The 19,347-nt window shown below is 69.6% G+C and carries 12 protein-coding genes and 3 pseudogenes; 14 read left to right on the top strand and 1 reads right to left on the bottom strand.

Features of this window, described 5'->3' with window-relative positions:
- Nucleotides 1-36 precede the first annotated feature (36 nt).
- The 14 genes and pseudogenes from OF850_RS00175 to OF850_RS00105 all read left to right on the top strand — a co-directional run bounded on the left by OF850_RS00175 (nt 37) and on the right by OF850_RS00105 (nt 17,233).
- Nucleotides 37-1,287, top strand: a pseudogene (locus OF850_RS00175) (aspartate aminotransferase family protein).
- Nucleotides 1,284-2,171 (top strand): amino acid ABC transporter substrate-binding protein, encoded by an 888-nt coding sequence (locus OF850_RS00170; RefSeq protein WP_301587646.1) that lies wholly within the window; start codon nt 1,284-1,286, stop codon nt 2,169-2,171. The pseudogene OF850_RS00175 and the gene OF850_RS00170 overlap by 4 nt, the downstream one beginning before the upstream one ends.
- Nucleotides 2,168-2,302: a hypothetical protein gene (locus OF850_RS00165; RefSeq protein WP_301587645.1), complete on the top strand. Its 135-nt coding sequence runs from the start codon at nt 2,168-2,170 to the stop codon at nt 2,300-2,302. The genes OF850_RS00170 and OF850_RS00165 overlap by 4 nt, the downstream gene beginning before the upstream one ends.
- A gap of 62 nt (nt 2,303-2,364) precedes the next feature.
- Nucleotides 2,365-3,590: pseudogene (locus tag OF850_RS00155) on the top strand (ABC transporter substrate-binding protein).
- Between the two features lie 88 nt (nt 3,591-3,678).
- The gene (locus tag OF850_RS00150) at nt 3,679-5,751 is read left to right on the top strand and encodes a hydantoinase/oxoprolinase family protein (RefSeq protein ID WP_301587642.1); all 2,073 of its coding nucleotides are present in this window, start codon (nt 3,679-3,681) and stop codon (nt 5,749-5,751) included.
- Nucleotides 5,748-7,490: a hydantoinase B/oxoprolinase family protein gene (locus tag OF850_RS00145; protein WP_301587641.1), complete on the top strand. Its 1,743-nt coding sequence runs from the start codon at nt 5,748-5,750 to the stop codon at nt 7,488-7,490. The genes OF850_RS00150 and OF850_RS00145 overlap by 4 nt, the downstream gene beginning before the upstream one ends.
- 473 nt (nt 7,491-7,963) lie before the next feature.
- A complete protein-coding gene (locus tag OF850_RS00140) occupies nt 7,964-8,296 on the top strand; it encodes a DHCW motif cupin fold protein (protein ID WP_301587639.1) in 333 nt (110 codons plus the stop codon).
- 329 nt (nt 8,297-8,625) lie between these two features.
- Nucleotides 8,626-8,802: pseudogene (locus OF850_RS00135) on the top strand (IS5/IS1182 family transposase); the annotation flags it as partial.
- A gap of 609 nt (nt 8,803-9,411) precedes the next feature.
- Complete coding sequence (locus OF850_RS00130) at nt 9,412-11,532, top strand: TonB-dependent siderophore receptor (protein WP_301587637.1); 2,121 nt, start codon at nt 9,412-9,414, stop codon at nt 11,530-11,532.
- A complete protein-coding gene (locus OF850_RS00125) occupies nt 11,532-13,046 on the top strand; it encodes an ABC transporter substrate-binding protein (protein WP_301587635.1) in 1,515 nt (504 codons plus the stop codon). Before OF850_RS00130 ends, OF850_RS00125 begins: the two co-directional genes overlap by 1 nt.
- Nucleotides 13,043-13,993: an ABC transporter permease gene (locus OF850_RS00120; protein WP_301587633.1), complete on the top strand. Its 951-nt coding sequence runs from the start codon at nt 13,043-13,045 to the stop codon at nt 13,991-13,993. The genes OF850_RS00125 and OF850_RS00120 overlap by 4 nt, the downstream gene beginning before the upstream one ends.
- Entirely contained in the window at nt 13,990-14,772 is a 783-nt protein-coding gene (locus OF850_RS00115) for an ABC transporter permease (protein WP_301587631.1), read from the top strand. Before OF850_RS00120 ends, OF850_RS00115 begins: the two co-directional genes overlap by 4 nt.
- Nucleotides 14,769-16,220: an ABC transporter ATP-binding protein gene (locus tag OF850_RS00110; RefSeq protein ID WP_301587629.1), complete on the top strand. Its 1,452-nt coding sequence runs from the start codon at nt 14,769-14,771 to the stop codon at nt 16,218-16,220. The genes OF850_RS00115 and OF850_RS00110 overlap by 4 nt, the downstream gene beginning before the upstream one ends.
- 224 nt (nt 16,221-16,444) lie before the next feature.
- Complete coding sequence (locus OF850_RS00105; RefSeq protein WP_301587627.1) at nt 16,445-17,233, top strand: 2-keto-4-pentenoate hydratase; 789 nt, start codon at nt 16,445-16,447, stop codon at nt 17,231-17,233.
- Between the two features lie 272 nt (nt 17,234-17,505).
- Here the strand turns inward: OF850_RS00105 and OF850_RS00100 are convergent, their stop codons facing one another.
- Nucleotides 17,506-19,293, bottom strand: a complete 1,788-nt coding sequence (locus tag OF850_RS00100; RefSeq protein ID WP_301587626.1) for an AI-2E family transporter — start codon at nt 19,291-19,293, stop codon at nt 17,506-17,508.
- Nucleotides 19,294-19,347: the final 54 nt, after the last annotated feature.

The following is a 19,347-nucleotide window of genomic DNA, read 5'->3' as shown; positions in this document are numbered from 1 at the left end:
TTCGAGCGGGCCAAGCGCGTCATCCCGGGCGGCAGCATGCGCCAGGCAACGTGGTTCGCCCCGCATCCCCCCTATGCTGCGCGAGGCGAGGGTTGCTGGGTCGAGGACCTGGACGGAAGGCGCATCCTGGATTGCGCGAACAACTTCTTTTCGCTCGTGCACGGCCACGCGTTTCCGCCTGTGGTCGAGGCGCTGAGGAGGGTGGTCGCGGATGGCACGGCCTTCGGCATGCCGACGCGGCACGAGACCGCGCTGGCCGAGACGATCCGCAGCCGCTCCCCACGCTGCGAGCAGATCCGGTTCTGCAACTCGGGTACCGAGGCAGTGATGTTCGCCGTCAAGGCCGCCCGGGCGATCACCGGGCGGCCTGGCATCGCCAAGTTCGAAGGGGCCTACCACGGCAGCTACGACACGCTCGAAGTCAGTCTTGGCTTCGACCCGTCGAACTAGGATGGGCCGAAAGGCGATCCTGCCGCGGTTCCCTACGACCGCGGCACGCCGCGCGGTGTCGTCGCCGACACCGTCGTGCTGCCCTACGCGGATGCGGATCGGTGTGCCGCGATCCTGGAGCGGGAGGCCCCGCGCCTGGCCGCGATCGTGCTGGATCCGTTGGCCTCGAAAATCGGCATGGTTCCTCCGTCGCCGGCGACGACCGAGGCGATCCGCTCCGCCTGCCGCAGGCACGGCATCCTTCTGATCTGCGACGAAGTCATCACCTTCCGCCTGTCCAACGCGGGAGCGCATCCCCTCTTTGGCCTGGAGCCGGATCTGATCGCGCTTGGCAAGATCATCGGCGGCGGGCTTCCGGTAGGGGCGGTGGCAGGCCCGGCGGAACGGATGGCGGTCTTCGACCACACGCGCGGGCAGCCCCCGGTGGCGTTCGGCGGCACCTTCAGCGCCAACCCGCTGACCATGGCCGCGGGCCTCGCCGCGCTGGAGGCTTTCGATGCGATGGCCGTGGATCGGCTGAATCGACTCGGCGAGACGCTGCGAAGTCGCGTGAACGAGGCCTTCTCCGAGGCGGGGATCCAGGCGCAGGTTACCGGGCAAGGCCCCTTGTTCCGCCTGCACCTGACGGCCGACCCGATCCAGGACTACCGCAGCAGCTATCCGGATGCAGAAGCCAAGACGAGGCTCGCCGCGATCCATCTGGCGATGCTTGAGGCCGGAATCCTGCTGACTCCCAACTGCTCGGGCGCGCTTTCGACGCCAATGGGGGCAGCGGAGATCGGCCTCATCACGGACGCGCTCGTCGAAGCGACCTTGGCAGCGAGGGCCGAACCGTGAGACGGCTCCTCCTGGCGGCTGCAGCCCTCGTCGTCGGCATTGCTGCGGCAGCCGAGGCAGGGCCGGTGCTGGACCGGGTGCGGGCCAACAACACGGTCCGTTGTGGCGTGGGGGATTCGGTCGCGGGCTTCTCCCTGCCTGACAGCCGAGGTGAATGGCACGGGCTGGATGTGGATTACTGCCGCGCCATCGCCTCCGCAGTTCTCGGCGACCCTCGCCGGGTGACCTTCGTCCCCCTTACGCTCCAGACACGCTTCACGGCACTCTCCTCCGGCGAGGTGGATGTGCTGGCGCGCGACACGGTCTGGACCCTATCGCGCGACGTGAGTCTCGGCGTCGCGTTTGTCGGCACCAGCTTCTACACCGGGACCGGGGTGATGGTCCGCCGCGCCTCGGGCGTGGCCCGCATGGACCAGCTCGATGGGGCGACCATCTGCGCGAGCCAGGGCGGGTCCAACCTCCCGGAGGTCGCCGATTTCCTTCGCACACGAAACCTTGCCTTCACCCCGATCACCTTCGACCGATTCGCCACGGTGCTTGAAGCCTTCCTCGGCGGACGTTGCGACGCGGTGACGGCCGGCGCCGCAGACTTGGGCGCGGCCGTCTCGGTGCAGGTCGCCAATCCACGGGACTACCTCGTGCTGCCGGAGGTGCTGAGCCGCGACCCCTACGGGCCGGCCGTCGCGCGGGGCGACATGGGGTGGTTCTCCATCGCGCGCTGGACTCTCTTCGCGCTGATCGAGGCGGAGGAGCGCGGCGTCACGCAGGCCAATGCCCGGCAGATGGTCGCGAGCGCAACCGACCCGGCCCTGCGGCGCCTGCTCGGGGCCGAAGAGAATCTCGGCGGAATGCTGGGCCGCCACGCGACTGGGTGGTACGCGTGATCGAAGCGGTCGGGAACTACGGCGAGATCTACGACCGGAACTTCGGTCCGAGCACGCCGATCGCTTTGGACCGCGGCCAGAACAACGTCGTCTCCCGTGGGGGGCTCCATTACGGCATGCCCTTCCGGTGACCAAGCCTTGTGCCCCGACGGATCACGCCCGACCACTCATCAGACGCAGAGGTGAAGAAGCCATGAACGTGACACGACGCACGATGCTCGCCTCCACAGCGGTGGCGCCGTTCTTTCCGAAGCCCGGGCGCGCGCAGGAGCAGGTCATCCGGCTGGGCGTGCTGACCGACCTGGCCGGGATGTACAAGGACACATCGGGCCAGACGACGGTGGCCTGCGTGCAGCAGGCCGTGGAGGATTTTCGCGCCATCGCTCCGAACATCCGCGTGGAGGTGATCTCGGCGGATCACCAGAACCGGCCGGATGTCGGCGTGACCACGGCCCGGCGCTGGTTCGATCAGCAGGGCGTGACGTCATCCTGGACGTGAACAACAGCGCCATCGCCCTCGCCATCACCGAACTGGTCCGAGAGAAGGACAAGATCCAGCTCAACAGCGGCGCCGTGTCCTCCGACCTGACCGGTGCGCGCTGCAGTTCCAACACTCTGCATTGGACGACCGATACCTGGTCAAACTCGCGCTCGACCGCCCGGGCTTTGCTCGAGCAGGGCCACCGGGACTGGTTCTTCATCACCGCCGACTACTCCTTCGGTCACCTCCTTCAGAACGACGCGAGCCGGGTGGTCGAGGGGGGCGGCGGCCGGGTCGTCGGCAGCGTTGCCTATCCATCGCCCGGGACCACCGACTTCTCGTCCTACCTCATCCAGGCGCAGGCGAGGGGTGCCAAGGTGATTGGCCTGTGCAACGCGGGGGCCGATCTCAACAACTGCGTGCAGCAGGCCCGTGAGTTCGGACTGACCCGCCGCGGGATCAAGCTCGCCGCCCCGATCGCCCTGCTTACCAATGTGCACGGCCTCGGCCTGGCAGCGGCCGAAGGGCTGGTCCTGTCGGAGCCCTTCTACTGGGACATGAGCGAGCGCAGCCGTGCCTTCACCGCCCGCGTCCGTCCCAAGGCACCGGCGAACTGGCCGAGCAGCATCCACGCCGGCGCCTACTCGGCGGCGCTGCACTACCTCAAGGCGGTCGCGCAGATGGGCGCCCCAGCGGCCAAGGGCACGGGCCGTGCCACCATCGAAGTCATGCGCCGCATGCCGGTGGAGGACGATGTCTACGAACGCGCAGAGATCCGCGCCGATGGGCGGGTGGTCTTCCCGGCGCGCGTCTGGGACGTCAAGGCGCCCTCCGAGAGCCACGGCCCCTGGGACTACCTCAAGCCCCGTGCCACGATCCCAGCTGCCGAGGCCTTCCGACCGCTCGGGGATGGCAACTGCGCGCTTGTCCGGGGATAGGATGAGGTCTGGCCACGCGGTGGTGCCGTGACCAGGAGCTGACGGACCGAGAGATCAGACAAGGGCTTGGTGAATGAGCGTGGATGAGATGCAGCCCCCTTTTCGCATCGGGATCGACATTGGCGGGACGTTCACCGACATCGTCGTAGTCGGCGCGGCAGGCCGGCTGCTGGCGCACAAGGCTCCGTCCACGCCAGAGGACCGCACGATCGGCGTGCTGGACGCCATCGCAGGCGCGGCGCGCGCCTTGGGGCGCGACACGGAAACCCTGCTGCGGGATACAGACCTGCTGGTGCACGGCTCGACCGTCGCGACCAACACGCTGCTAGAAGGAAAGGGCGCACGGGTCGGGCTACTGACGACCGAAGGCTTCCGCGACACCCTGGAGATCCGCCGCGGCCTCCGCCGCGAGGTCTGGGACCACCGCACGCCCTTCCCGCCGCCCCTGGTTCCACGCCGCCTGCGGCTCGGGATTGGGGAGCGCATCGGCGCAGCGGGCGAGGTGCTGAAGCCGCTTGACCGGGAAAGCGTGGTGCGGGCCGTCGAGATGCTGCGTGCCGGAGGGGTCGAGGCGATCGCCATCTGCTTCCTCAACAGCTTCCGAAATCCCGCCCATGAGCAAGCCTGCCGCGCGGTCATCCAGGAAATCTGGCCCGAGATCTGGATCTCCTGCTCGAGCGACATCGCACCGATCATGGGCGAGTACGAGCGCAGCGCCAGCGTCGTCGCCAACGCCTATGTCGGACCGCGCGTCGCTCCCTATCTCCGCGCGCTGGAGGCGCGGCTGTCCGGCCTTGGCCTGCGGCGCCCGCTGCTGATCGTGCAAAGCAACGGCGGTGCGCTGAACGTCGCGGAGGTGGCGCATCAGCCGGTGCAGATGGTGCTCTCCGGCCCGGCAGCGGGAGTGGGCGCCATTCGCTATTTCGGGCGCGACACGGGTTCCTCCGACCTCGTCTCCATTGAGGTGGGCGGGACGAGCTGCGACGTCACGCTCATGCGCGACGGGGTCGTGCAGATGACGGACCAGCTTGACGTGGAGGGGCACTGCATTGCCATCCCGTCCGTCGAAATCCACACGATTGGTGCGGGTGGCGGCACGGTCGGTCATGTCGATGCCGGCGGAATGCTGCAGGCCGGCCCGCACGGCGCCGGGGCCCGGCCGGGTCCGGCAGCCTATGGCCTTGGCGGCACGCAGCCGACCGTGACGGATGCGCAGCTTGTCCTGGGACGCCTGGCGCCGGGCCCCTATGCCGGGGGTGCCCTGTCTCTGGATCGCGACAAGGCGGTCCGTGCCATCGAGCAACACCTCGCGGGGCCGCTGGGGTTGACGGTGGAACAGGCGGCTGCCGGGCTGATCCGCCTGGTCGAGCAGAACATCCAGCATGCGGTAGAGCGGGTGAGCATCGAGCGCGGCTACGACATCCGCGACTTCACCCTGATCGCTGCCGGGGGCGCCGGGCCGCTGCATGGGGCGGCGGTCGGAAGGGCGCTGGGCTGCGCCGCGGTCTACGTCCCGCGTCTGGCGGGCGTGTTCTGCGCCTTTGGCATGTGCAACACGGATGTCCGCCTCGACCGCGTCCGCAGTTGGTACCACAGGCTGGATGACGAACAGCCCGACCTGCTCGAGGCGGCGTTCCGGGAGATGGAGGAGCAGGCCAGTGCCGCCCTGGCGCGTCAGGGCTTCGCCCGCGAGGCCATCCGGCTGGAACGTGGGCTGGCGCTACGATACCCGGGTCAGCAATGGCCGGTCTCCATCCCCAGCGAGGAGGGGCTGGCCGTGGACGTGCTCCGCCGGGGCTTCGAGGCCGCGCATCAGCGTCTGTACGGGCATTTCCAGCCAAATGGGGAAATCGAGGCGCTCGGCCTCAAGGTGGCCGCCCGCGGGCATCTGCCCATGGCCGCGCCGACCCTGGTTGATGCTGAGATCCAGTCTTGGCCGGAGCCGTTGGGACGGCGCCCGGTCTGGATCAACGACGCGCTGGGCACGGTCTCGACCCCGATCCACGACGGAAGGCGCCTCGCACCGGGCGATGCCGTGCTGGGGCCCGCCATCATCGACGAGGCCACGACCACCTTGCTGGTCGAGGGAGGCCAGCGCCTGCGGGTCACCGCTGCCGGCAATTACCTGATCGAGCCTGCGCAGAAGGACGGCGCCGCATGAACGCATTCGCCATCGACCCGATCCGGCTGGCCGTCATCCAGAAGCAGGTGGACCACATCTCCCAGCAGATGGGCTGGATCATGACGCGCACGGCGCGCAGCCCGATCTTCAGCCAGAGTCACGACTTCACCTGCTTCGTCGCCGGCGCCGGCGGCGACATCATCGCCCAGGCGGACGGCATCCCGATCCACAGCGGCGGGGGCGGCTTCGCGGTGCGCGCCGCGCTCCGGGACTTCGCCGAGGAGATGGCGGAGGGCGATGTCTACCTGCTGAGCGACCCCTACACGGCCGGCGGCAACCACCTGCCCGACTGGACCATGATCCGCCCGGTCTTCGTCGAGGGGCGCCTTTGCGCGTTCACCTGCAACCGAGCACACCAATCGGACATCGGGGGCGGAGCGGCCGGGACCTACAATCCCGAGGCGACCGAGATCTTCCACGAGGGCATCCGGCTGCCTGTGCTGCGCCTGGTTGAGGCTGGCAAGCTGCGCCGCGACCTGTTCAACCTCCTCCTGCTCAACTCGCGCTGTCCCGACCTGATGGAGGGCGACCTCAGCGCCATGTTCGGCTCGACCCGGATCGGGGCCGAGCGCGTCGCGGCAATGCTGTCCGAGATGGAGGTCGAGCGTGGCCTGGCCTATTTCGACGCGCTGCTGCGCTATGGCGAGGCGCGCATGCGCGCGGAAATCGCGAAGCTCCCGAACGGCACCTATCTCGGCGAGGATGGCAGCGACACCGACTGCTTCCAGGCGGTCGAGGTGCCGGTGCGCGTTTCGTTGGAGATCCGCGACGACGCGCTGGTCTTCGACTTCACGGGCAGCGCGCCGCAGATCCGCGGCTTCAAGAACAGCTCGCTGGCGAACACCTATTCTGCCGTCTATGTCGCGGTCGCCACTTTCTTCGACCACTCCCTGCCGCGGAACGAAGGGCTGTTCCGGCCTGTCTCCATCATCGCGCCGGAGGGAACGGTGGTGAATGCGCGTCCGCCCGCACCGATGACCATGAACACGGTCTATCCAGCGACCGACATCATCTATGCCTGCTGGAAGGCCTTGGCCCAGGCAGCGCCCGAACGCGGCTGCGCCGGCTGGGGCAAGGCCTGCTACGGGCTGAGTTCCGGGCTCGACGCGGAGGGGCGTTTCTTTGTCATGTATCACTGGCACGGTGCCTCCGGTGGCGGTGCCGTGAAGGGGCGCGACGGCTTCGCGTCGGTGGGGCACATGATCTCGCTTGGCGGGCTCACCCTGCCCAATGTCGAAGGCTACGAGCAGGCCTATCCAGTGCGGATCCATCGTCAGGAACTACGATGCGACACGGCGGGGGCTGGCGAGTTCCGTGGCGGCGCAGGCGTGGATTACGTGTGCGACGTGCTGGCGACGACCGAGCACGCAATCCGCGCGGAGGGCGTTCGACGACCCTCGGGATACGGCATCAATGGCGGGATGGATGGGGCCGCCGGGCAGTTGGAGGTCGAGGAACTGGGCAAGGGACCGTGCCCGCCGCCGCAGTACGGAATCCAGCGGCTCGGCCCCTCGCGAATCCGGGTGCTGTCGAGCGCGGGTGGTGGGTGGGGCGACCCATTGCGACGCGACCCGGAAACGGTCCTGGCCGACGTGATGGACGGCATCATCAGCGAGGAGGCGGCGCGGGATCTCTATGGCGTCGTCCTGGAACGCGACGGACGTGCGGTCGATCACGAGCAGACCGCTCTGCGTAGGGGCTCCGCCACAAGGGCGTAAGCCTCCTTTGGACTCTCAGCTCTACGGAGGGCCAGCCCCTATGGGCGCTGGCAACCCTACCCTTTCCCTAAGTTGTACTCCGTCCGAAGGGCACGAGCGCTTGGCCAGTGCCACTGGCGAACTTCCCTTATGTCCTGGGGATAGTTCATCTCGCCTTCCCCGGAAACTGATTGACCGCTCGTCCAGCGCCATCCGGCCTACCCGACAGAACACAAGAACCTTCCTGCTATTTCTCGCTGAGAACGCGAACGGCCTGCCCCCGTGCTGCAGGTTGAGGGAATTGCGGTCATTCCCGCGGAATCGGGTCATGATCCGGCTTGGCAAGTGCGCGCTGACTGCCCTGCTCGCCCCTCGAACCCGGCGACGGGGCAAGCAAGCGAGGCCTGCCAGTCAGTTTGCTAGTTCAACGAGGAAGGCCGCATGTGGTCTTTCCCAGCCGAGCCCGCATCCGTCAGACCAGAGAGCAAGAGTTCATGATCATTCCCGCACTGCCGTTCACCGTCACGGACTGGTCAAAAGTCCCTGAAACGAAGCACCCTGGAGAAACGGGCTTTGCCCTATGGCGTACATTCACGGTCGGCGATCTACGGGTCAGACTCGTCGAGTACTCCCCAGGCTACCTCGCGGATCACTGGTGCGACCGGGGCCACGTCCTTTACGTGCTGGACGGCGAACTCACCAGCGAATTGCAGGATGGACGCACATTCAAGCTCACAGCCGGGATGAGTTACCAGGTTTCCAACCACGGTGACGCCGCACACCGCTCCTCGACCGAAGTTGGGGCCAAGCTTTTCATCGTGGACTGACCGGACCCTACCCCCCTCCGAAGGCATGGTCGTGGTGCGGATTGGGAGCGAAATCGGCGTGCCCATGGGCCTGCTGTATCCGAACACAGCCGGATACAGACAAGGCCTTCCCGTCTGGTCCATCTTCACAGGATTGGGTGCTACTTTGAGCGCGTGGCACCGAGGGCATCATCCCCCGCACCGGCCGGTTCAAGGTCGGCACTGCCTCTTCGACGAGGGGCGTAGCGTCTCGGCCGTGCACGATGGATCCGAAACCATCCTGCGACCTAAGACACTCGAGCCCATGAATTCGCTGCCCTGTGCGAGAGGGCGAGTCAGGGCGTGCGTCCCTTTCGCTCAAGTGTTGTCAAAACTACGACAGCCGCACGCTGGCGCCGACCCTCGACGCAGTGCCGCCCGCCCCGCCGTCCGAGCAAGCGCCACGCCGACAAGGGATACGACCACCGCCGCTGCCGCCGTGAGTGCCGGGCTGCGGCATCGTTCCACGCACCGCGATACGCGGCTTAGCCCGGCACTGAGACATGAGTACCTCACTTGCTTGAGCATTTGCGGCGGGTCGGCCAGCTGCCATCGGCGTTCTTGGCCTTCGGAGTCTCATCCGTGATCCCGGCCTCGCGGTACGACCGGCTGCTTTAGAGAAGGTCTTCCTGGAATTCATCGGAGCATACCGCCGGTCGGGCCGCGTAACCGACGCCCGTCCCGGCTGGCCGATGTCTTGAATTCACCGAACACGACAGCCCGCATGGCAACGGCGGTGACCGTCGTGCTGCCGGACCTCGCACGCATGCACTTCCGCCCGCTCCAGCGGTAGGCATCCTCCGCATCGCCCGGAGGACTCTTTGAATCGCACCGGGGCCGGGATCAACATGCCTCAGGCCATCGAGGTCCGGGGTGGCGGCTCTGGCTGGGCGGACGCCGGGCGGAACCGTGCGCTTCAGGACACCTGCGCGGGACAGGGCCGATACCTGAGTGCTCCAGAGCATCTGGAGCCCGTGCTGGAGGCGTCCATCGACCCTCGTAGGAGCCGCGTCCCTGATTCTTTCCAGAAGGGCATTGTCATTTCCACCTTTCGGATGGATTGTTATATCATAACATTATCCTGCGGCCTCTCCCCCATGTCACGCGTCCCTCAGCCCGTCATGCTGGTCCTTCTCCTCGCCACCGATGCCACGGCGCAGGAAGCCATGACGACCCTGCCCTCCATCGAACTCCCGGCGCTTGAAGTACGGGCCGAGGCGCTGCGCGAGCGTGGCGACGGCCCGGTGCAAGGCTACCGCGCCACGAACACCCTCTCGGCCACCCGCACCGACACGCCGATCCGCGAGATCCCGCAATCCGTCAGCGTCGTGCCCCGCGCCGTGGTCGAGGATCTGCAGGCCACCCGCGTCGAGGCCGCGCTTGACTACGCAGGCGGCGTCGCACGTCAGAACGATTTCGGCGGCCAGACCCTGTTCGAGTATGCGGTGCGCGGCTTCACCACAGGCGAGTTCTTCCGCAACGGCTTTCCCGTCAACCGCGGCTACCAGAGCAACCCCGACAGCGCCACGATCGAACGCATCGAGGTGCTGCGCGGCCCGGCGGCGCTGCTCTACGGGCGTGGGGATCCGGGCGGGACGATCAACCTCGTCACCCGCCAGCCCACGCCCGTCCCGACCTTCGGCGGCACCTTCCTCCTGGGCGAGCGCGGCACGCGCCGCGCCGTCCTCGAATCCTCCGGCCCGCTCGACCCGCAGGGCCGGTTCGCGCACCGCCTGATCTTTGGGACGGAGCGTCGGGAGTCCTTCCGGGACGTCGCGCCCGCCGACCGGCAATTCGTCGCGCCGCTCTTCGCGTGGCGGACCGAGCCAGACACGACCTTCACGCTCGAGGGTGAGTTCCTCCAGAACGACCAGCCCTTCGACCGGGGCATCGTGGCAGTGGGTAACCGGCTGGGCGCGGTGCCGCGCTCGCGCTTCCTCGGCGAACCCTCGGATGGCCGGTTCCGCAACCGCAACGCGATGGTGCAGGGGCGCGTCGAGCACCGGCTGAACAGCGACTGGACGCTCCGCGCCGGCATGCAATATCTCGGCGGCACGCTCACGGGCTTCTCGACCGAGAACAACCGCCTCCTCGCCGATGGCCGCACCTTGCTGCGCGAGCGGCGCTTCCGCGACTATGCGTGGGACGACTACACGCTGCAGGCGACGCTGGAGGGGCGCTTCACCACAGGCCCGCTGCGTCACACGCTGCTGCTGGGCGTGGAGCACGACAATTTCCGCGGCAAGGAGATCCTGCTGCGCTCCAACCCCGCCACCGCGCCTTTCAGCATCGACATCCTTTCGCCGCGCTACGGCGGGCCGCTCCCTCCCCTCACCCGCCGCACCGACGCGCTGGAACGCACGATTTCCACGTCCTTTTTCATGCAGGACCAGGTGGCGGTGACCGACCGGATGCGCCTGCTGGCCGGGCTGCGCGTCGAGCATTCCGACCAGGACCTTCGCCAGCGCGCGACCGGCATCACAACGCCGCAGGAACGAACGGCCGTGCTGCCGCGCGTCGGCGTGATGTACGACCTGCTGCCGCAGCTTTCCCTTTACGGCTCCTGGGCACGGTCCTTCCGCCCCAACCGCGGCGCGGGCGCGACGGGCAGCCCCTTCGCGCCGGAGCAGGGCGAAAGCTTCGAACTGGGTACCAAGCTCGACCTGCTGGAAGAACGGCTTTCCGTCACAGCCGCCCTGTTTCACATCGAGAAGCAGAACGTCCTGACCGCCGACCCGGCGGGTGGCGGCTTCAGCATCGCTGCAGGCGCTGCGCGCTCGCGCGGGTTCGACGTTTCCGTCGCCGGCGAAGTGGCCCCGGGATGGCGCGTCATCGGCGGCTATGCCTATGTGGATGCCGAGGTGATTCGCGACAACGCCATCCGCCCCGGCACGCCGCTGCTGAACATCCCGCGCCACAGCCTGTCCCTGCTGGGCGTGCGCGAGTTCCGCGAAGGCCCGCTCGAGGGGCTCAGCCTGGGCGCGGGACTGGTGCATGTCTCCTCCCGACTTGGCGATACCGGCAACACGGCCTTTCGCCTGCCCGGCCACACCACGGTGGACCTCCTTGCGTCCTACCAGATCACGCCGCGTGCGCGGGTGAACGTCACGGTCACCAACCTGTTCGACACCACCTACTACGAGCGTTCCTTCAGCAGCGTCTGGGTGTCACCGGGCGCGCCGCGCACTGTCGCGGCCAGCCTGGCCATTCGCTTCTGATGATCCTTCCACGCCGCGCCTTGTTGGCGGCTCCTGGCTTGCTCGCCGCCTGCGGAGACGGCACGGCGCCGTCCTGGCCCCGCATCGTCGCGCCAGGCGAGTTCGCCGGGCTGGACCTGTCCCGCGCCGGGCACGTGCTGGGCCGGATGGGCGTAGTCGAAACGCTGGTGGGCGCCGACGAGGCAGGGCGTCCCACCCCCGAGTTGGCCGTGTCCTGGGCGGTTTCGGCGGACCACGCCGAGTGGCGCTTCCGGCTCCGCCCGGGCGCGCGCTTCCATGACGGCACGCCCGTGGACGCCACTTCCGTGGCCAGCGCCCTGTCGCACGCCGCGGCGGGCGTCTCGGTGCTGGCCCGCGCGCCCCTCGCCGGCATCGCGCCCGACGGGGAGGACGTCGTGGTGTTCCGCCTGCACAGGCCCTTCGCGCCGCTGCCCGCCTTCCTGAGCCATGCCGGCTCCGGCGTGCTGGCGCCCGGCAGCTTCGGCGGGAGCGGGCGCGTTGATCGGGTGATCGGCTCGGGCCCGTTCCGCGTCGCGCAGATCCACCCGCCGCACCGCCTGCTGGTCGCGCGCTGGGAGGGCTGGTGGGGCGCCGCCCCTCGCCTCCCCGGCGCGCTCTACTTGGCCACCGGCCAGGGCGAGACCCGCGCCGTGATGGTGGAAAGCGGGGAGGCGCAGATCGCCATTGGGCTGCTGCCCGCCTCCCTGGCGCGGCTGCGGCGGCGCGTGCGGGTGGCGGTGGCATCGGTACCCACGCCTCGCGTCCGGATGCTGAAGCTCGATGCCGCCTCGCCCTTCTTCCGCGACCAGCGAGTGCGCGAGGCCCTCAGCTTGGCGCTGGACCGCGAAGGCATTGCCGGCGCCCTCCTGCGCGATGCCACCCTTGCGACGGACCAGCTTTTCCCGCCCGCCCTTGCCGATTGGCACGACCCCTCGCTGGGGCCATCGCGCCAGGACCTCGCCGGCGCGCGGGCACTGCTGGAGGCGGCCGGCTGGCGGCCGGGGCCAGGCGGCATCCGCCAGGATGCTTTGGGGCAGCGTTTCGCGGTGGAGCTTCGCACCTTCACCACCTGGCCGGAGCTTCCGGCCATGGCCACCGCCATCCAGGCGCAGCTGCGCGAGGCTGGGATCGCCGTCTCGGTGAGCATCGGCAGTTCCTCGGACATCCCGCGCGGCCATCGTGACGGAAGGCTGCAGATGGGTCTCTTCACCCGACAGTTCGGGCTGGTTCCCGACCCGCTCGGGACGGTGCTCAGCGATTACGGGCAAGCCGGCGGCGATTGGGGCGCGATGAACTGGCACAGCGAGGAACTGCTCGCCCTCGCCGCCTCCCTGGGCACCACGCCCGATCGGTCGGCGCGGCGGCGCATCGGCACCATCCTGCGCGAGGAGCGGCCCGTGATCCCCATCGCCTCCTCCACCCTTGCCGTGGCAGCCACCCCACGCCTGCGGGGCCTGCGCCTCGATCCCTTCGAGCTGCGCTTCCATCTGCAGGAACTGGACTGGCCGGCATGATGGGCGTGGTGCGCATCCTCCTCGCACGGCTCGCGCAGGCAGGCTTCGTCGCGGTGCTCGTCGGCACGGTCGGCTTCGCGCTGATGCATTCGCTTCCCGGCGACCCGGCCTTCCGCATCGCCGCGGAGCGCTATGGCCCCGACATGGTGGATGCCGCCGCCGCCGAGGCGGTGCGGGCGGAACTGGGGCTGGATGGGCCGGTGCTCCCACGGCTGCTGCGATGGCTCGGCCGCGTGATAACGCTGAACCTCGGACATTCGCTGGTCAGCGGCGCGCCGGTCCTGCCGGAACTGCTGGACCACCTAGCCCACACCGCGATGCTGGCCGCCATGGCCCTGGCGCTGGCCCTCCCCCTGGGCCTGCCGCTCGGCGTGCTGGCCGGGCTCCGCCCTGGCGGGGCCGTGGACCGGGTCGTGCTGCTGGGCGCCGTGCTGCTGCGCGCCGTGCCGCCCTATGCGCTGGGCCTCGCGCTGATGGTGGTCTTCGCGCTGCACCTCGGCTGGCTGCCCCCGGCGGGCTTCGAATCCCCGGCCGCCATCCTGCTGCCGGCCCTGACCCTTGCCCTTGGGGTCGCGGCGCTGGGCGGGCGCGTCGCGCGCGATGCGGTGATGGCGGTGGAGGCTTCCCCCTTCCTGCGCTTCGCCCGCTGGAAGGGGCTTTCCGAAGCCGCGGTGGTGCGCCGCCATGGCCTGCGCAACGCCTCGATCCCGGTGGTGGCGGTGCTGGGCCTGCAATTCGCGGCCCTGCTCGAAGGCGCGGTGGTGGTGGAAAGCCTGTTCTCTTGGCCCGGGCTGGGCCACGCGCTGGTGCATGCGATCTTCGCGCGCGACGTGCCGATGGTGCAGGGCGCGGCCCTGGCGCTGGGACTGGGCTTCGTCCTGCTGAACGCCCTGGCCGACGCCCTCGCGGCGCTGCTCGACCCGCGCCGCGCGCGGGGAACGCTTTGAGCGGCGCCCGGGGCCTGGGGGCGGCGCTGCTGCTCCTCCTCGGAGGCTTGGCGCTGCTCGGCCCGTCCCTGCTGCCCGACCCGGCCCTGCAGGATCTGCGCTCCGCCCTCCAGCCCCCCGGTACGACGTGGTGGCTGGGCACGGACCATCTTGGTCGTTCCGTGCTCGCGCGGGCCGCCCACGCGTTGCGCTTCTCGCTGACGCTCGCCGCAACGGCTGTCGGGATCGCGGTCCTTCTCGGCACGGGGTTGGGGCTGCTGGCGGCGTCGCTCGGCGGCTTGGCCGACCGGGCGCTGGCCGCATTGGGCGACGCCACCCTGGCCCTGCCCGGCCTTCTGCTCGTGATGGTGGTGGTGGCCTTCGCGCCAGGGGAGATCCTGCCGCTCTCGGGCGGCGTGGCCCTGGCGCAGTGGGTGCATTTCTTTCGCGTGGCGCGTGCCGAGGCACGTCGCGTCCTTGCCCTGCCCCATGCAGAGGCGGCGCGGGTGCTCGGCTTCGGGCCGGATTACGTGCTGCGCCGTCTCGTCCTGCCCGAGCTACGCCCGATCCTGCTGACGCTGGTGGGCTTCGGGCTGGGCACGGCGGTGCTGCAGGTGGCGGCCTTGTCGTTTGTCGGCGTCGGCGTGCGCCCGCCCACCCCCGAACTGGGCAGCATGACCACGGAACTTCTGCCCTACCTCCCCGAGGCGCCGGTCCAGGCCCTGGTTCCGGCGGTGCTGGTGGCGATGCTGGTCCTGGGCTTCCAGCTCCTTTCCGCGGACGAAGGCCAGAAGCCATGACCGCCGCCCTGCTGGTGGAGGATCTGCATGTCGCGGACGCGAAGGGAACGCCGCTGCTGCGCGGCGCCTCGCTTCAGGCCCGGCCGGGCGTCCCGCTGACGGTGCTGGGCGAAACGGGCTCGGGCAAGTCGCTGGTGCTGCTGGCGGTGCTGGGTGCGCTGCCGCCGGGCCTCCAGGCCCAAGGACGCGTGGCGCTGGCGGGCACCGAGATGCTCGTCGCGCCACCCCAGGCAAGGCGCCGGCTCTGGGGCCGCACCGTCTCGGTCCTGCCGCAGGAGCCGTTCCTGGCGCTCGACCCCACCATGCGCGCCCTGTCCCAGGTGGCGGAAACCTATCGGCTGGTGCGCGGCTTCCCACGCCCGCGTGCCCAGGCCGAGGCGGAGGCGCGGCTGCGCGAACTGGGTCTGGAAGGCACCGGGACGCGCTTCCCGTTCCAGCTTTCCGGCGGCATGGCGCAACGCCTGGCCCTGGCGATCCTCCGCGCCGCCGACACCCCTGTCCTGCTGGCCGACGAGCCTACCAAGGGCCTTGACGCTCCCCGCCGCGACGAAGCCGCCCGCCGCTTGCGCGACGAGGCGGAACGCGGCCGCGCCGTGGTCACGGTGACGCACGACGTCGCCGTGGCCCGCGCCCTGGGCGGTGATGTCCTGATCCTGCGCGAGGGCGCGGTGGTCGAGCACGGGCCGGCGGCGCAGGTGCTCGCATCGCCAAGCCACGCCTATAGCCGCGCCCTGCTGGCGGCGGAACCGTCCCGCTGGACGCGTCCCGCTCGGCCCCCTTCCCCATCCGGCCCGCCGGTCATGGAAGCCGTGGCGCTCCGCAAGTCACTGGGCGGGCGACCCCTGCTGCGCGAGGTTTCGTTGACGCTGCGGCCGGGCGAGCTGGTCGCCGTGCTGGGTTCCAGCGGCAGCGGCAAGACCACGCTGGGCGACCTGCTGCTGGGCCTGATGCGCACCGACGGAGGCGAGGTGCGGCGCCTTCCCGGCGTGGCGCCCTGGCGCTTCACCAAGCTGTGGCAGGACCCGCCCGCCGCCTTCGTGCCCCACCAGCGCCTGCGCCAGGGGCTGGACGTCCTCAGCCGGCGCCACGGGATCCCTTTCGCGCGCTTCGGCTCAGGGATGGAGCGCCTCGGCCTCGCGCCCGCGCTGCTCGATCGCCTCCCAGCCGAAATTTCCGGCGGCGAGCTGCAGCGCTTCGCCCTGCTGCGCGCCCTGTCGCTGGACCCCGTCTTCCTGTTTGCCGACGAGCCGACCTCGCGCCTCGACCCCCTGACCCAGGCTACCGTGGCGCCGATGCTGCGCGAGGCCGCCCGCTCGAAGGGCGCAGCCGTGTTGCTGGTGACGCACGACCCGGACCTCGCCGATGCCTTGGCGGATCGGGTGCTTCGCCTGCATGAGGGGCGGCTCGCCAGTGCGGGGTGCCATCCTGGGGGACCGCTCGGCTTGTGATCGCCTTCGGGCAGCCGAGGTCCAGCGACCTGTTCCTGGACCCACCGTCGACGGAGCGACGATCCGGCAAGTGAGCGAGGAGGGCGCGAAATCTGCCACGTCGCAGTCGACGCCCTTTTTTGAGGCGCCCTCGCCTCCGCTTTGGTGCGCGCCCGGATATCGCGGACAATGCCCCTTGGCCGCGCGGTCGGCCGAGCAAAGTGCACAGTGGAGGAGCAGGACGGATGGACGAAGGGCTGAAGCTGCTCGCACAGCAGCTGTGGGATGCACGGCGGAACGGCGGCACGGTGGACCCCTCGGCGCACCGGCTGCCAGCCTCGAAGGAGGAGGCCTATGCAGTCCAGCATGAGATCATCGCGCAAAGCGGCTCACAGCCATGCGGCTACAAGATCGGCTCCACCAGCAAGGAAGCGCAGGCGATCCTGGGCACCCATGAGCCAGGCGCAGGAGTCTTGCTGCGTTTCTTCGTGCATGAGAGCCCCGCGCGGCTCTGCGTTCGAGCGGATCATCGTCCAGCGGTCGAGGCCGAGTTCGCCTTCCGAATCGCCCGAGACCTTCCGCCGCGTCCGACCCCTTATGCGCAGGCGGAGGTTTCTGCCGCAGTCGATTGCGTAGCAGGATCGATCGAAGTCGTAGGCTCGCGTTTTGCGGGGGGTCTAGGGCAGCAGGGCCGGTTGCTCACGACCGCCGACAGCAGCGCGAACATCGCGTTGGTGGTGGGTCCTTGGCATCGGTGGCGTGACCAGGATCTTCGGCGGCATGCGGTCGCGATGAGCATCGATGGCGTTCCGCGAGGCGCCGGAACCGGCGAAGATGTGCTGGGAAATCCCCTCCATGCGCTCTCCTGGCTCGCGCAACTGCTGTCGGACAACGGACGGGGGCTGAAGGCCGGGGACATCGTCGCAACGGGGACCTGCACCGGCCTGGATGCGGTCGGCCCCGGATCCGCTGCGTGCGCCGATTTCGGAAGCCTCGGATGCGTCGAGATCGAGTTCGCGCCGCGCGCAATCTGAAGCGGCCGGTCGGCCTGCCTGGATGGCACAGACGCGATGCACCGCTGCTACGCTGGCAGTAGGCTCCTACCGGCGGCGACGATCGTGTGATGGGGACGAAGCCCTGCGTCCTCGCCAGACCGCACTCGCACAGCAAAGGTCACTCCGGCGCGGGGGATCTGCCGCGGTCCTCCGTCAATTCGGTGACACTCGCGGCAGGTGGGAAGGGACACGGGGAGCCGGTTCTTTCCAGTCACGCGGTTCCGCTCGAAGGGCGGAGCGCTACGCACCCATCACCCGCGCTCCGCCACGCCTTCCGCTGCCCGGGATGCGTATGCCTCGACCTGGGCCAGAGCCTCGCCAAGCGATGTGACGATCACATCCGCCGGCCCATCCGTCCGCAACGCAGTCAGCATCGCGCTTCCCGGTGCTGCGTTCCAGACGCCCACCACCACACGCGCTTCGGGTAGGTGCCTCGCGATGCGCCGCAGCGAAGTCCGCACGCCGGAAATGGAGTTTCCCTCTTCCAGCACGGAGAGACAAACGAGGCGCACGCGCGCGGCGTCCAGCTGGCCGATATTCGCCGTGTCCAAGGCACTTGGTCCGAGTGCCACCGCGCCGAAGCCGTCGCGGCTCAGGACCAGCGCGGCGAAGCGCGCCGCCACGTCATCCAGCACGCCCCGTGCCGGGAGGCAGAGAACGGCGCCTGCCATCGCCCAATCGGCGGGACGGCCAGGCGCGGCTTCCTCGGCGGGCGTATCCGCCAGCTCGTCGAGCAGCGTGCCCGTCGCGATGCGGAGCTTCTCGACCCGGTCGCCTTCCAGGGCTTCGCGGCTCCAGTCGGTGGCCGCCAGTGCCAAACCGCGCAGCGCCACGCTGTCCGCGAAGCCCAGCAGATGACCGTCCTCCGCCTCGAGGGACCCGCGCGCCTGGGCAACCAGCCGGTCGACGTCGCCTTCCAGGGCGCGCTGGTAGAAGGATTCCTCCGCGGCCAGCGCAGGGCGGTCGCCAAGCAGGACATCCAGGAACTCAAGCTGCCGCACGTGCCGGCCCAGCACCACGAGCCCCACCGTGAGGGGCGTGGCGATCAGCAACCCGATCGGGCCCCAAAGGAGCGTCCAGAAGGAGGCCGAAAGAATCACGGAGATCGGTGACAGGCCGGTGCGTCGTCCCAGCACCACCGGGTCCGCCACCTGGCCCATAAACACCTCACCCAGCAGGATGAGCGCCAGCACGGAGACCGCCATGCCCCAGCCGGGGTCGACGGCAAGGGCCAGCACCACCGGGGGCACCACGGCAATGGGCGTTCCGATGAACGGGACGAACCGCATCAGCCCGACCAGGAGTCCCCAGAGCAGCGGCGCCGGCAGGCCCAACAGCCAGAGTCCCAGCGCCACGGCGGCGCCGAAGCCGACCGCCAGCACCACCTGCGCCAGGAACAACCTTGAAAGCCGGTCCGCGGCGTCATTCATCGCCGCCATGGTGCGCGGCAGGTCCCGGGCGCCGGCCAAGCGGATCGCGCGGTCGCGCAGGTCGTCGGAGAAGAGCAGGATGAAGACGGTGAACAGCGCGACCAGCCCTGCCGTCGCAAGCGGGGACAGCACCGGGCCGAGCACCGCCCCCGCGAGCTGCAAGGGGGTGCTCGCCGCGCGGGCCGGCTCGGGACCCGCCACCACCGGGGCCGGCTCGGAGGACGTGCCGCGCAGGACCGCCTCGGCATCACGCAGGGACTCCCCCAGGCCAGCCAGGACGCCCAGTTTCCGCCGAAGCGGCTCCACGTAGCGCGGCGCCTCGTCGGCAAGGATCGCGACCTCGTGGCCGAGCAGCGCACCGATCCCGACCAGCAGAAGGAAGCCGAGCAGCGCGGCCAGAACCGCCGACGCGCCCCGCGGCAGTCCCGCCCGCCGCCCCAGCCGCGCAATCGGTGCGAGCACGAAGGCGAGCAGCCCCGCCAGCACCAGCGGCACGAGCACGTCCTGCGCCAGGTAGAGCGCGGCGACCACCATGGCCCCGATCGCCATGGTGGCCGCGGCACGAAGCGGGTCGGTCGGTCCTGCAGGAAGCCGAGTAGCGTGGAGCATCAGGCGGAGAGCCTTTGAAGGAGCATGGCGCTCGCCTTCAACCTTCGGAAGCCT

Source organism: Sabulicella glaciei (assembly GCF_026183895.1).
Taxonomy (GTDB): Bacteria; Pseudomonadota; Alphaproteobacteria; order Acetobacterales; family Acetobacteraceae; genus Roseococcus; species Roseococcus glaciei.
This window is presented reverse-complemented; position numbering and strand designations above follow the sequence as displayed.

What these genes read in the sequence shown, in the direction of transcription:
- OF850_RS00150 (WP_301587642.1), top strand. Translation starts at nt 3,679, where the DNA reads ATGCAGCCCCCTTTTCGCATCGGGATCGACATTGGCGGGACGTTCACC.
- OF850_RS00145 (WP_301587641.1), top strand. Translation starts at nt 5,748, where the DNA reads ATGAACGCATTCGCCATCGACCCGATCCGGCTGGCCGTCATCCAGAAG.
- OF850_RS00140 (WP_301587639.1), top strand. Translation starts at nt 7,964, where the DNA reads ATGATCATTCCCGCACTGCCGTTCACCGTCACGGACTGGTCAAAAGTC.
- OF850_RS00130 (WP_301587637.1), top strand. Translation starts at nt 9,412, where the DNA reads ATGTCACGCGTCCCTCAGCCCGTCATGCTGGTCCTTCTCCTCGCCACC.
- OF850_RS00125 (WP_301587635.1), top strand. Translation starts at nt 11,532, where the DNA reads ATGATCCTTCCACGCCGCGCCTTGTTGGCGGCTCCTGGCTTGCTCGCC.
- OF850_RS00120 (WP_301587633.1), top strand. Translation starts at nt 13,043, where the DNA reads ATGATGGGCGTGGTGCGCATCCTCCTCGCACGGCTCGCGCAGGCAGGC.
- OF850_RS00110 (WP_301587629.1), top strand. Translation starts at nt 14,769, where the DNA reads ATGACCGCCGCCCTGCTGGTGGAGGATCTGCATGTCGCGGACGCGAAG.
- OF850_RS00105 (WP_301587627.1), top strand. Translation starts at nt 16,445, where the DNA reads ATGGACGAAGGGCTGAAGCTGCTCGCACAGCAGCTGTGGGATGCACGG.
- OF850_RS00100 (WP_301587626.1), bottom strand. Translation starts at nt 19,293, where the DNA reads ATGCTCCACGCTACTCGGCTTCCTGCAGGACCGACCGACCCGCTTCGT.